Origin of the sequence: Niabella ginsenosidivorans (assembly GCF_001654455.1) — a bacterium.
Classification (GTDB): Bacteria; Bacteroidota; Bacteroidia; order Chitinophagales; family Chitinophagaceae; genus Niabella; species Niabella ginsenosidivorans.
In genome coordinates, this window is sequence record NZ_CP015772.1 from 544043 (window position 1) to 558631 (window position 14589).

At 43.8% G+C, this 14589-nt stretch carries 9 protein-coding genes; 5 read left to right on the forward strand and 4 right to left on the reverse strand.

Going from position 1 to position 14589, the window contains the following annotated elements:
- Positions 1–184: 184 nt before the first annotated feature.
- From A8C56_RS02355 to A8C56_RS02365, 3 genes are all read left to right on the forward strand, one after another.
- Entirely contained in the window at positions 185–3535 is a 3351-nt protein-coding gene (locus tag A8C56_RS02355; RefSeq protein WP_067751517.1) for a vitamin B12-dependent ribonucleotide reductase, read from the forward strand.
- A gap of 185 nt (positions 3536–3720) precedes the next feature.
- Positions 3721–6618, forward strand: a complete 2898-nt coding sequence (locus A8C56_RS02360) for a sensor histidine kinase (protein WP_245645877.1) — start codon at positions 3721–3723, stop codon at positions 6616–6618.
- 28 nt (positions 6619–6646) lie between these two features.
- On the forward strand, positions 6647–7273 hold the full coding sequence (locus A8C56_RS02365; RefSeq protein WP_067761513.1) for a response regulator: 627 nt from the start codon (positions 6647–6649) through the stop codon (positions 7271–7273).
- Positions 7274–8149: 876 nt separating this feature from the next.
- On the opposite strand, the gene A8C56_RS02375 is transcribed toward A8C56_RS02365, so the two are convergent.
- From A8C56_RS02375 to A8C56_RS02385, 3 genes are read right to left on the reverse strand one after another with little or no spacing between them, the layout of a single operon-like run.
- Positions 8150–9058 carry a DUF4097 family beta strand repeat-containing protein gene (locus A8C56_RS02375; protein WP_067751526.1) on the reverse strand — a complete coding sequence of 303 codons (909 nt, stop codon included), beginning with the start codon at positions 9056–9058 and terminating at the stop codon, positions 8150–8152.
- Positions 9033–9743: an anti-sigma factor gene (locus A8C56_RS02380; RefSeq protein ID WP_067751529.1), complete on the reverse strand. Its 711-nt coding sequence runs from the start codon at positions 9741–9743 to the stop codon at positions 9033–9035. The genes A8C56_RS02375 and A8C56_RS02380 overlap by 26 nt, the downstream gene beginning before the upstream one ends.
- Positions 9733–10290: an RNA polymerase sigma factor gene (locus A8C56_RS02385; RefSeq protein ID WP_084489950.1), complete on the reverse strand. Its 558-nt coding sequence runs from the start codon at positions 10288–10290 to the stop codon at positions 9733–9735. Before A8C56_RS02385 ends, A8C56_RS02380 begins: the two co-directional genes overlap by 11 nt.
- A 146-nt stretch (positions 10291–10436) precedes the next feature.
- On the opposite strand from A8C56_RS02385, the gene A8C56_RS02390 reads away from it, so the two are divergent.
- A complete protein-coding gene (locus A8C56_RS02390) occupies positions 10437–11729 on the forward strand; it encodes a sensor histidine kinase (RefSeq protein WP_067751532.1) in 1293 nt (430 codons plus the stop codon).
- 160 nt (positions 11730–11889) lie between these two features.
- A complete protein-coding gene (locus A8C56_RS02395; protein ID WP_067751535.1) occupies positions 11890–13218 on the forward strand; it encodes a sensor histidine kinase in 1329 nt (442 codons plus the stop codon).
- 907 nt (positions 13219–14125) lie between these two features.
- Here A8C56_RS02395 and A8C56_RS02400 read toward each other — a convergent pair.
- Positions 14126–14347, reverse strand: a complete 222-nt coding sequence (locus tag A8C56_RS02400) for a PspC domain-containing protein (RefSeq protein WP_067751538.1) — start codon at positions 14345–14347, stop codon at positions 14126–14128.
- Between the last annotated feature and the right edge of the window lie 242 nt (positions 14348–14589).

Below are 14589 nucleotides of genomic sequence, written 5' to 3' on the forward strand. Positions count from 1 at the left end.
ACGGGTAATAATAAGTCAATGTTTTGGGTTTATATTTCCTTAACCCGCTACGCCTTTGTGTTCCCAAAGCCCCAAATTGGTTTATCCACATCTGTGCATATTTAAGACTGGGAAACCTGGTTTTGGTAAGGTAAATTCGTTATCCACGCCCGGATTTTTTTTAACCTTAACCAATCGTAAAAATATGACGCCGTCAAAAAAGGAAAATCAGAAAGGCCTGAGCTTTACAAGGAAGTTCACTCAGGATGGGATCAGCCCGTATGATCTGTTTGAATATGATTATCGTACCTCGGTAATCAAAAACCCAAGCGGAGAAATAGTTTTTCAGTTGGAAAATGTGGAGGTACCGAAACAGTGGAGCCAGATAGCAACAGATATACTGGCGCAAAAATATTTCCGTAAGGCGGGTGTTCCGCTTCCGGATGGAAGCACAGGAAGGGAAACCAGTATCAGGCAGGTGGTGCACCGCCTGGCACATTGCTGGCGCATGTGGGGGGAGCGGTATTATTATTTTGCATCAAAAGAGGATGCGCAGATATTTTATGACGAACTGGTTTATTCCCTGCTCAACCAGTCCTGTGCGCCGAACAGCCCGCAATGGTTCAATACGGGATTGCATGAAGTATACGGCATTACCGGTAAGCCCCAGGGGCATTATTATGTAGACCAGGCAGACGGTCAGTTAAAAAAATCAACATCGGCCTATGAAAGACCACAGCCTCATGCCTGTTTTATATTAAGCGTGGAAGATGATCTGGTAAATGATGGCGGTATTATGGATCTGTGGGTACGTGAAGCGCGTATTTTTAAATATGGTAGCGGGGTGGGCACTAACTTCAGCAGTATCCGGGGTGAAGAAGAGAAGCTGAGCGGTGGTGGCACCTCCAGCGGGTTAATGAGCTTCTTAAAGATCGGTGACCGTGCAGCCGGCGCTATCAAAAGCGGCGGCACAACAAGGCGGGCTGCAAAAATGGTTTGCCTGGATCTGGACCACCCGGAGATCGTTGAATTTGTAAACTGGAAAGTGGAGGAAGAAAAAAAGGTAGCCGCGCTGATTGCCGCAGGATATCCCAGCGATTATGAAGGAGAGGCATACCGCACGGTGAGCGGGCAGAACAGCAATAACTCTGTTCGCATTCCCAATGCTTTTTTTAAGGCACTGGCGGAAGACGGTGATTGGGAACTGAAGGCCAGGAGCACCGGCAAGGTAATGCGTGCCATTAAGGCAAAGGATCTCTGGAACCAGATCAATTATGCCGCCTGGCGCTGCGCGGATCCCGGCACACAATATGATACAACCATCAATGAATGGCATACCTGCCCGGAAGGCGGCCCTATCCGTGCCAGCAACCCCTGTAGTGAATACATGTTCCTGGATAATACAGCCTGTAATCTTGCCAGCGTCAACCTTCGTAAGTTCTTCAATGAAACAGATAATATTTTTGACGTGGAAGGGTTTGAATATACCTGCCGCCTCTGGACAGTAGTGCTGGAAATTTCTGTTCTGATGGCGCAGTTCCCCTCAAAGGAAGTAGCACAGTTAAGCTATGATTATCGCACCTTAGGCCTGGGGTATGCGAATATCGGCTCCCTCCTGATGGTAAGCGGTATCCCTTATGACAGTGATGCAGCCCGTGGAATAGCCGGTGCCATTACAGCCATCATGACGGGGGTGGCCTATACAACTTCAGCAGAAATAGCAGGAAATCTTGGTGCGTTTCCCAGGTATAAGGAAAACAGGGAGCATATGCTGCGCGTCATGCGCAACCACCGTGCAGCAGCATATGACGCCAGTGAGGCTTACGAAGGGCTGCAAATAAAACCACAGGGCATTAACGTAAAATATTGCCCGGACTATTTATTAAAGGCCGCTACCAAAGCCTGGGACAATGCCGTTCAACTGGGCGAAAAAAATGGTTACCGGAATGCACAGACAACGGTCATTGCGCCTACCGGAACCATCGGGCTGGTGATGGATTGCGATACCACGGGCGTGGAACCCGACTTTGCTTTGGTAAAATTCAAAAAGCTGAGTGGGGGCGGCTATTTTAAGATCATTAACCAGAGTGTTCCCCAGGCCTTGCGTACCCTTAAGTATACAGCAGCGGAGATCGATGCCATTGTGAATTATGCAAAAGGGCATGGTACCCTGGAAGGGGCGCCTTTTATCAATAACGAAACACTTGCTGCTAAAGGGCTGACAACAGACGAGATCGGAAAGCTGAATGCGGCAATGGCAACCGCTTTTGAGATCCGCTTTGCGTTTAATGTATTTACATTGGGAGCCGCCTGTATGCAGCGCCTGGGCTTTACACCCGAACAATACAACGATTTTGACTGGAACATGCTGGAAGCGCTTGGATTTACAGAAAAGGAAATAGAAGCAGCCAATACTTATGTTTGCGGTACGATGACGGTGGAAGGGGCTCCTTATTTAAAAGAAGAGCATTATCCGGTCTTTGATTGCGCCAATAAATGCGGTCAGATCGGCCAGCGGTACATTCATGCGCATGGACATATCCGGATGATGGCGGCGGCACAGCCATTCCTGAGCGGAGCCATCAGCAAGACCATCAACCTTCCTAATGAAGCAACGGTTGAAGAAATAGCAGATGCTTATAAATTAAGCTGGGAACTCGGATTAAAAGCCTGTGCCCTGTATCGCGATGGGTCCAAGCTCAGTCAGCCATTGAGCAATAAATCGGATTCAAAAAAGAAAACAGAAGAAGCTGCCGGAGTGGCTGCGGAGGTAGCTGAAGCAGCAACCATTATAGATCTGGGCAAGCTAACGATTGAGGAGCTGCTGGAAGAGGTTAACCACAGGGTACAGAACAGTAAGGACACCTCCCTGAAGCGCCAGTTGGCAATGATCGTGGAGCGGCGGACCCTGCCGGCAAAACGCAGGGGGTTTACACAGAAAGCAAAGATCAACGGGCAGGCGCTTTTTCTGCGCACCGGTGAGTACAATGATGGTACTCTTGGGGAAATCTTTATTGATATGGCCAAGGAAGGGGCTACAATGCGCAGTATGCTGAACTGCTTTGCAATTGCAGTTTCCATTGGCCTGCAATATGGGGTGCCGCTGGAAGAGTTTGTTGAAAAATTTGTGTTTACGAGGTTTGAGCCTGCCGGTATGGTGCAGCACCCGAATATAAAATCAACCACGTCCATTATAGACTTTATGTTCCGTGTGCTGGCCTATGAGTATTTAGGAAGGGCAGACCTGGTGCACGTTTTAGACAAACCGGATACTCCGGTTATGGAAGATACTGATCCTGACGCACAGGAGAACATTCCCACTATCGGCGAAAGGGTTCCGGAGCTGAGTGATGTAAGGGTTGTGGGCAAAGTACCCTCCCGGCAGGTGGTGGCAGAGACTGGTGGCGATCAGCAATCGGGCCTGGATGCCATAAATGCGGCTGCCAAAAATATGCAGTCGGATGCTCCTGCCTGCAATGTCTGCGGCCATCTGACCATAAGAAGCGGCACCTGTTACAAATGCCTGAATTGCGGAAACAGCCTGGGCTGCAGTTAAAAATGGTTATGTAAGTATTTCTTCCGGCCGCTCTTTAGGGCGGCTTTTTTGTTGAATCATTTCTGCTGTTTATTATGGTGAATGCCGCTAAATAGAGTATTTTTATGATCATATACGCGATGCAGCCTCACACAGGATCTATAAATAATTGCCGGAGTATAGCTAACAAAATAATTTTGTTATTGGTGGTTTGTGTTTGCACATTTACTGCGGCTTTTACCCAAACGCTCCGGTTATTTAAAAGTTTTTCTATAAAAGACGGATTGCCCAGCAACCTGGTATATTCCTGTGTTCAGGATGACAAAGGCTTTTTATGGATCACAACAGACAATGGTGTGTCCAGGTTTGATGGCAAATACTTTAAGAACTATTCTTTAACAGATGGAGTACCGGACAATGATGTGCTGGAAGTGGTGAAGGAAAAGGATGGTACTATATGGATCAATACATTTAAGCAGGGCCCCTGTTATTATGATGAAAAAACAGATCGCTTTATAGATCCTCTGAAAAACTCGGATGTTCAGCGAAGCTTTGTAAAGCTGGTCTTGTCTTCCAAAGTACTGGATGAGGGGGGCGTTGTTTTCTTTAATGGCAACGGGGAACTGGTATTTAAAAATAAAAAGCTGGTACAGTATGCCCATAAAATAAATAACAGGATCAATGGGCCCGCCGGGCCCTATTGGATGTATTCTGATCTGTTGATAAAAGACGGGAAAAAGGAATACGCCTATTTAAAAACGAAGGACAGAACGGACAGCCTGTTCCTTTTTGAAAAAAAAGGTGCTCAACCCCTGTATGGATTTTCCATGCTGCTGGGCAATAAATTATATGTGCTGAAAGGAGATTCTACAATGTACATTCTGAAGAGGACAGCAGATAGCAAAAAGCCTTTTCAGGTAACAGAGAGAACGATAGGCGCAAACCCGCTGCTGATCAGGAGAAGCAATAACGATGAATTTCTTGTTTCGACCACAAAAGGGGTTATCTATGTTTTTGATTTTGAAACAGATCTTTTTAAGTATAAAATATCCGGCGACTTCTTTGCCAATTCCTATTTTAAAGACAGGGAAGGAAACATCTGGATAGCAACAGTAGATAAGGGATTGCTGCTTTTTGGAAACAGCAACATTACTATTAAAAAACCCTTCCCCGGCCTGTCCATAAAAAACAGCTTCCGGTCTTTGTTTGTTGAAAAAGATGGTGCTGTTTACGGAGGCAATAATTACGGGGATATAGCTGAATTGTTCCCTGGCAGGACGGTACGGATCCGGAATATCAGTTCTTATGGAAATGCCACAAAAGTGCTGGGCATTTTAACCGCACAGAAAAAAGTTTTTGTTTTCTCGGATTGGGGCTGTATGGTCAACTATAAACGGTTTATACGGTTAAACGGGTCAGAAGGGCTTACGAATTTAAAAAGAGGGATTCTTTTTAATGACAGCATTATCATAGCTGCAGGGGTCAGTCAGCTCGGTGGGTTATATAAGATCAACGCTGTAACAGAGTATGCAACCCGCCTGAATGTGCCCTTGTTAAGGATCTCAAGCCTGGAGTCTCAGGGAAAAATAATCTATGTGGGCACTACAGAGGGCCTGTTTCAATATGATTATGAGATAAACAGGCTTTCTGAAATCGGCGCAGCAACCCCGTTAAAAGGATTAAGGGTGCTGTCAATGGCTATAACGCCCGATGGATTGCTGTGGGTTTCCACTGCGAGCAGCGGCATCTTTGTTCTGAAGCAGAATCAGATCCTCTATCATATTAATGAAAACCAGTTTTTGAATTATCCGGGAATGAAATTGCAGGCGTTTGATAAAACGGGGTATGTATGGGCCATTACCAGAAAAGGCATTATTTGCATAAAGTATAAAAATGACGACACTGCCTTTTCTTATAACGCCATCAGTATTAATCAGCGGGAAGGGCTGACAACCAATCTCATCAATGATATATTTTATCGTAATGATTCTGTATACCTGGCTACTGAAAATGGTATCGCCGTAATGCCGGCAGATATAAAAACTCCTGTTCCGGACATAAAGACCTACCTGGTTGATGTAAAGATCAATCAGAAAGCAGTTCCCGTTGCTGCCGCTTACCAATTGGCCAGCAGCCAGGGTACCGTTACGCTTACATTTTCCGGGGTAAACCTGCAGGGCATGCTGGATCATTTTGTTTACTGGCTGGATGAGGACACCGTACCCAATGAAATCATCGGCAATACCCTGAATCTGCAGCTGGAAGCCGGCAGGCACAAAATAAAAGTGAGAGCTGTAGACATCAATAAACAGGTCAGCAATAGTGAACTGACCCTGATCTTTGACCGGGAAATTCCTTATTATAAGCGATGGTGGTTTATTTTTCTGGTAGCAACACTGTTATCCGGGTTAATTCTTTTCCTGTTTTATAAAGTGAAGATCATAAAACAGAAAAGGAATTATGAACAACAACAAAAAATTGAAAATGAACGCAACCGGATCACAGAAGATCTGCATGATGACATCGGGTCATCATTAAGCAGCCTGCGGGTGTACAGCGATGTGGCCGGAAAGCTTATTGAAAAAGATGCTGAAAAAGCACGATATCTGCTGGATCAGATTTCAGCAAATACCTCCAGAATCATGGAAGATATAGGAGATATTATCTGGAGCCTGCGGCCGGATAAGCACAACCTTTTCAGTATAGACAGCCGTATAAAAAACTTTGTAAGTGAGGTGCTTGGAAATAAGGAGATTGATTATTCCATCAATATAGAACCTGGCGTTAATGAAACAATACAGCATATAACTGCACGGAAGAACGTAGTGCTGATCGTAAAAGAAGCCATTAATAATGTTGTCAAATACAGTAACGCCAGCCATGTAACAGTGCATCTTTATATAAAAGACGGGGCACTTGCTATTGAAATAACTGATAACGGAAAAGGGTTTAACGAAAAGGAGGTAAAAACAGGGAACGGCTTGCGCAATATGAAAAAAAGAACAAATGAACTGAACGGAAGCTTCACCCTGTTTAGTAAGCCCGGCAACGGCACCCGGCTTCTGGTAAAACTGCCTGTCACGAATATTAGTGACAAAAGGTAATGTTACACTCTTTTACTTTTGCAATATCATGTCGATCAGGGTTTTTATATATGACGATAATATAGCAAGACGGGATAGTCTTAAAAACCTGATCCAGTTTACTGATGAATTTGAGTATGCCGGAGAGGCAGAAAATTGTAAGAATGCCGTTGCCGAAATGGAAGACACACAACCGGATGTTGTTTTGATGGACATCAATATGCCGGAGGTAAATGGCCTGGAAGGTTTAAAAAAGATCAAAGCCGTTAACCCGGAAATCAAAGTACTGATGCAAACGGTTTTTGATGACAGCGATAAGATCTTTACCAGTATCCGCAATGGCGCCAGCGGGTATATTTTAAAAACCGACTCCTCGCAAAAATTGTTGCAGGCTATACGTGATGTATACAATGGCGGCGCTGTAATGAACCCGGGTATTGCTGTAAAAGTGCTGGATTACTTTAAGCCCTCTGTATCAGCAACTACCCTAAGCGACCGGGAAACAGAAGTGCTGAACCTTCTTGCAAACGGGCTAAGCTATAAAATGATAGCGGACAAGCTGGGGGTTACATTTAACACGGTTAGCACGTACACAAAAAGGATTTATGAAAAACTTCATGTGGCTTCATTAGGAGAAGCCATTTCTTATTATTATAAACATCTTAAATATGATTAATTGCCTACAGAAAGATACCTTTTTTTACTGTTCTACCAAACAAAGCCATCATTTTTGATGGCTTTTATTATAAAGGGAATTCTTGTACCGTTTAGACTTTTAAATGGCACCAGGTGAAGGTATGCCAGGAGCTTGCCGAAGCCTGATCATCCTTCGGCAAGCTGTTAATGACAAGTATCTTATTGTATTGAAAGCCAACAATATACAAGATCGTCGTCTCGACCGAGTGCGGAGAACGAGCGGAGAGATCTCTGTAACAGATGAGATCCCTCTGCGCACCCGCTGAAAGCGGGTTTGGGATGACGATTAAAAAAAAATTGTCATCCGAATAAACTTAAATGCAATGTTTTTATGGTTGCCAAGTTAATGACGAGCATTGTAAGTTGTTGGAAAATGAATCTACATAAGGAATATCATTCCGGATGGAGCGGAGCTGAATGAGCAGAAGCATCTCTCTGATAATACAGAGATCCCCGGCTTTTCTGGCTATCGCGGGCTGCGCCCGGGATAACGATTGAAAAAATTGTCATCCCAATAAGCTTAAAGGTAACGCTTTTATGATTGGCTGCCCATGACAGATTATATGATACGTTAAAACCCAACCCCGTTTTAGTCATGCTGAATTCCCGCCTGGATGACCCCGGTCGGACGGGTATTTCAGCATCTATGTATGTATCACTCAACAGATCCTGAAACAAAAACAAATCCCGGAACAGGTCCGGGATGGCATCTTCAGGGTACCCCTAAGAAGAATTGTCATTGCCTTATTGATTTTGCTTTTGCAAATAGAAAACTCAGGGCGACTGTGTGCTTTGAATGTCGAAATAGTAGTATGTATCAGACCCGGCTATACACCCAACACGGTTGTTTTTAAAACTACTGCAACTGCACCTTACCAAACTCGCTCCGGATATATACCTTGCGCTGGCTGTTGTTTGAAGGGCTGTTGTAGCGTATTTCGGTAAAATTCTTGCCATCATTATCATCCAGCCGGATACTGCTGTTGTTTTTTACGCGGCCAAACTTGGTGGATATGTTAAAATCAGCATCAAAACCAGCGGGCAGGGTAATGATAAGATCAGAGTATTTTGCATCGATATTGATCTTATGGATGTCGTTGGTGAACCGGATCTCCGGCTTTGTGCAAAACTCAAAATTTCCATCAAAATTACCCGAGAGCTTTTCTATTTTTACTTTTGAAAATTTTAAAGTCGCATTTGTATTTACCAGCAACTGGGAAGACAGTGAGCCAAATTCAACAGAGAGCTGGCTGATATTCGGCAGTGCACCTGTTTTAAGGTCGCCATAGGACTGGAAGATCGCAATATTGCCTTTCCTGTCCGGAACAGTTGTATTCCCAAAAGAATTGACAATCTTTAAATTCGTATTAGCCGGAATATATACTTCATAGTTGATCTGCATGGAAGAACTGCTGTTCCTGCCATGATTGCGCCCCTGGTTCCTGCCATTAATCTTTGTTTCAAAATAGGGGTTGGCACCTCCATTACTTTCGATATCAATGGAATTGAGAATGGATTGGGCCGCCTCATCAGTGCTGGCTTTTACCACAATGGTAACGTTCACCTTCACTTCGCTTTGCGCCCAATGGTTAATAGTAACATTGCCGAAAGAGTTTTTAACAGACACTTTTGAGCTGCTGCTTAGAGGATAGCTCTGGGTAAAGGATTTCCTTTTTTCATAGTTCCAGTCATTACCGGATGCATAGACGGTTGAATATACCAGCAGCAGGATAAAAAAGCTAAATAATTTTATATGTTTTGTCATTACCATTTTGTTGTTTCAATTTTTTAGTGATCTCTAATTGTTTATTTAACAGTTCGGTCTGCATTTTCAGGTTATCGATCATAGCGTTCAGAAGCTGCTCGCTGTTTAACCCTTCATCATATTGCTGTTTAAGGGCGCCATAGGATTTGTTCAATGCGGTCAGATCCTGAGAAAACTGTTTAAATAATTCCGGATGATGATTTTTTAATGTTGCTATTTCCTTTTGCTTTATTTCAATTAAACGTGCGTAGTGGAACAGCTCCTCATTAATTGTTCCCTGCGGGGAAGTGTTTTCAGGGTTCGTTCTGTCTTTCTTTTGATTGTTTTGTGCAGACGGATCAGGTTCGTCCTTGCCCCGTGCCAGAAAATGCTCTTCTCCGGACAGCGTATTGGTATCTGTTCCGTTCGGGGTCACTGTATCGGTATCTTTCAGTGTGGTCTTTGCAACCGGGCCGGATGAAGGGGCTGCCGGTTTCCAGTACGGCCGGCTTAATACACCTGCTGTTATTATGATCATCGCTGCGGCGGCCCATTTCCACCAGTTAACCGGAACCACTTTAGCAGGAGCAGGTTCTTCAGTTGCCTGTATTTTTTTTTCCAGACGCTTCCATAGGGCCGCTGAAGGCTCATGGTCGTCAAATGCTTCTTTATTTTTCCGTATAAAATCTTCCAGTTTATTGCTCATTACTGTTCGCGTTTAAGATGTCCAGTACTTTTTTCTTTGCACGGTGAAAAATGGTACGTACATTATTATGAGAGATGTTGAGCAGAGCAGCAATTTCTTCCTGCTTCAGTTCATCTATAACAAACAAATTAAAAATGACCCGGTAATTTTCCGGTAATTCTTTTATAGCCGCCTTTACGCGGAATACATCAAACTCAAAATCTTCTTCATTTACTTTGGCGGTCTCATCCGCAATACTTTTAGACAGATCTATATCCGCCCAGCTGATCTTCCGCTTCCGGAGCAGGCTGATGGATTTATTGATAACAATCCGGCGCAGCCAGGCCTCAAAAGAGCTTTTATAGGTAAAAGATTCCAGGTTGTTAAAAGCATCAATAAATGCCTCCTGAACCATATCTTCCGCATCTGCAATATTATTCAAAATGCGCATGCTGCTGTTCAGCATGGGTTTTGCATAACGTTCATATACCTCAAAATAGGCATTCTTGTCACCCTTTCTGCAAAGTTCAACCTGCTCATCTCTCGCTATTTCCAAGGTCTGGTTCAAACGTAATTACTTCCCTTTTACTAAATAATAGTAAAAAGTTTGAAAATGTTACACCTTTTTCGAATTATTTTTGCCTTGTATTTAAAGCGAACTGAAGTAATTGGTAAAATTTACTGCTTAAGGAGTACAATCTGTCAATTATCCGAATGATGTACAGTAGAATCAGTCAATTTGTGCTCCATTTTTGGACCGGGATCATCAATATGGGTATAGAGCCGGAACTGCCGTTAATTGAATGCAGGCGTGTCCGGTTATTAAATGTGCTGGTATTCATTGCAATTCCCCCGGTAATGATCTATCCCTTTATAAATTGGATGCAGGGACGCTATTTCCTTGTGGGCTTGAATATCGTAAACCTCGCGTCGTTGCTGCTGGTATTGCTGCTTCATAAAAAGCGTAAATATATGGCTGCCCGGTATACCCGCATTGGCTGCAGTATTTTTGTTTATACGGTTTCGGGACTTTGTTTTCATACAGGTGCTGAGTATTTTTTGCTGAATACGCTGATCCTTACAATAATTGTATTTGATAATAAATGGGTTATAGCAGGCATCAGCTTGCTGATCATTACTGCGGCGGCATTGGCCCTTACGCACCCGGTGCCAATGTACCCGATAGGGCCGGTGCGTGCCGGTAGAATAGGGAGCAATATTGTTTTATCTTTACTTTTTACAGTATTAGCGCTGTATTTTTTTAAAAGCATTCAGCAGGATTATCAGCAGGAAATTGAAAAACAAAAGCAGGCTTTATTCCTGATGAATCAGGATAAGGAGAAGTTGTTTTCCATTATTGCGCATGATATCCGTAGTCCTTTAGCCAGTCTGGAGGCATTGATGTCTCAGTTCCAGGATGGATTCTTAAGCGGCCCAGAACTGAACGAAGCCTCTGTAGTGATCCGGAACCGGGTGTCGGGTCTGAACAGGACCATGGATAATCTGCTTCGCTGGAGCATGTTAGGAATGCGTGGAATAAAGACGCATGCACAGCATTTTCTTATTTTGCCTGTTCTGGAAGAAGTCATCCAGCTCTTTAATACGGTGGCAGGGCAGAAGCATATACAAATGGAGCTGCAGGTGCCTGACGAATTAGCGGTTTATGCCGATCAGGATCAGGTTGCGGTTATCCTGCGTAACCTGGTAAGTAATGCATTGAAATTCAGTTATGAGGGAGGAAATATTGTTATTACGGCAGCTCAAAAAGATGATCAGGTGCTGCTCCGGATCGCGGACCGGGGAATGGGTATGGATGAGCAGCGGACCAGTGCATTATTTGCAGGATTGCAGCAACCCGGTTATGGAACTTACGGAGAACGGGGAACGGGCCTGGGCTTATTGTTATGCAAAGAATTTGCATTGCTGAATAAGGGTACTATTGAGGCAGAGAGCCGGGAGGGCAGGGGAACGGTCTTTACCCTGACCTTACAAAAAGGGGATTATTAAAATCAGAGTGCCAATAAACAAACGATTAAATGAAGTAAGGATTTATACAGAAAGCTTTAAATACAAGGTGCTCTTAATAAAATAGGCGCTTTTGAATAAGTAGCAGCAGCTAATGTACAGCCTCATTTTACTATTCATCTAAAAATTGCCTGAACAAAGAATGATTAAAAAGGTATTTAAAACGGTTATTGCGTATCTGGAGAGAAAGGCGTCTATAGGAACCTACCCGGGCATGCCCTACCTGGAAGAGCGGCGTACGAGGCTGCTGAATTTGATTGCGCTGCCCTGTGTTCCGCTGATGTTTTTTTTCTGTATCGTAAATTTAGTGCAGGGCCGTTATATATTGTCAGCAATAAATATGGCCAATACGCTTTCATCAATATTTGTGCTCGTACTGCATTATCACAAACGGTATTATTTTGCACGGTTATTCCTTTTGGGATTTAATCTTGTCTTTTTTACCATTGCCGGACTGTATTTTCACAACGGGTCCGAGTATTTTTTGCTGAGCATCCTGCTTGTTACCATGCTGGTTTATGACGAGGGATGGCTGGAAATTATACTTTGCATACTGGTGGTACTGGCTATTATGCTGGTGATCTTTTTTCCGCAACCTTCTGTTCTGGGGGCGCCCGTTTCCAGGGGCCGGGTATTTGCAAATATTTTAAGTGTAACCGTCTTTATTGTATTCATTATCCTGTTCTTTAAACGTATACAATACGGGTATCAAAGCCAGGTTGAACACCAGCGGCAGGCGCTGCAGGCTATGAATCAGGATAAGGAAAAATTGTTTTCCATAGTAGCGCATGATATCCGCAGCCCGCTGATCACCTTACAATCATTGCTTGATCAGTTTCAGGAAGGAGTGCTCAGTGCAGATGAACTGCTGGCTGCATCCGGTTTATTAAGAGAGCGGGTTGCAGGCTTAAATGGCACATTGGATAATTTATTGCGCTGGAGTACACTGGGTATGCAGGGCCTGCATACCCAGCCTCGTAATTTTTATTTATTGCCCATCCTCACAGAGGCGATTCAGTTTTTTGACCTGCTTATAGCGCAAAAGAACATACAGATACATACCCGGGTGCCTGATACGGCAGTGCTGTATGCAGACCGGGACCAGGTATCGGTTATTCTCCGCAACCTCATCAGCAATGCCGTGAAATTCAGTTTTGAAGGAGGAACGATCACTGTTGGGATGGAAGAGCACAATGGTATGATTGTGCTTTCAGTGGCAGATCAGGGAGCAGGAATGGATGAACAACGGCTCAGCACATTATTCCTGAACCGTCAGCAACCGGAGTTCGGTACCGCAGGAGAACGGGGAACGGGCCTCGGGCTATTGTTGTGTAAAGAATTTGCGCAATTAAATAACGGCGATATCCGGGTAAAAAGCCTCCCGGGAAAAGGTACCGTATTCAGCATTAGCCTGCAAAAAGGAACACTGCCTGCTTCTGCAAACAAAGCCCTGACGTTGACAACTGAATAGCAAAGGGCCAATGGTTATTCGCCTGCACTTAAGTTAATGCATCTTTTTTTATTATGAGCCCGCTGTGGTACTGCTATGAAACCTCGTTGCGTCGCACCCGTCAGCTATAGTGCTGCTATCAACACAACGCAACAATATAAGCTAATGCAGCGCTGATGAATAGTTTGTGAAAAATGATTGACAATAGGGTTTCTATGGGAACAGGGAATATAGGCAAGTATTATGTTTCAAGTAAATCCGGTGATCGCAAAATGAGCTTTAGCCCTTTGCCGATAAGCCCTGATAGGGACCGGGGTTCAACAGGTCGCCCCCAATGGGGCTATTGATCTTTATTCACAATATTTACTACCTGTAATGAGCCCTATGGGGGCTAATATGCAAGTGAAATTTATTATAGACCTAAACAAAGTGTTACGGCTAAGTTGCCGGGCATTAAAAATTCCTAAAAGCAGATGGATCTATTTTAGGATATAGCATTCCCGATACCCCCGGATTTCCAGGCAGCACCAAAAGAAAGGGCCCGTGCCATTCAATGCTTCCGCAGAATTTGCAGAACAGCGCAGGCACCGTCCATCTGCGCTTCCGCCATTGGCGGAAGTCTGCGTTCCGAAGGTTCGGAACAGCGGGACGTAACACGACCAACAAAAAATCGTTGCGTCTTCGGGAAACTTTTCGGTCTGATTAAAATGTCATTTCCGTATTAGCTATTGGTAACTTTCCTGCAAACAGCTTCATGAAGCCCTGTAAGGGCGGCCTATTTGACGCAGTTTGGAAAGTTTAAGTGGCTGGAGAATTAAAGTAGCCAACACAGCCCAATATATTTTTGGAATAGGTATTCTCAATGCCGTTGCATTTTCAGGTAGACCCGGAATAAATCAATGCGAAAGAAAAATAGCAGTTCTCAATGCTACAAATAATACCAGGGGTTTCTTTTAGAAGAATGGATATAGTTTTTTACATTTCTGAAAAAGGCCAGTACCAGGTAAATAATAATGGGAGAGCCCATTGTTAAAACAGAAGTATAAATAAAATACTGGCGGATGCGGCTGGGAGAAATACTCAACCGGTTCCCTATTGAGGAACAAACACCAAAGGCGTTCCACTCAACAAAGCTTTTAAGACGGTTCATAGTTAGTAAATCTGAAATGGAATACCGCAAAATTATCTAATATTCATTGAAATGACAATTTTGGCCCTTTAAAACCGTCAAAAAATTGTAAATTTGCGCCATTCCGATACGGGATAATGATGTATATAACGATTTTGAAAATGGTATAAGAGCAGCAATATGTGTTAGAGGAAAGCTGTTTACATTTTAGCAAAAAATAATATACGTTTATTTTCGCAATCGGCAGATGACCTGCAGCGCAC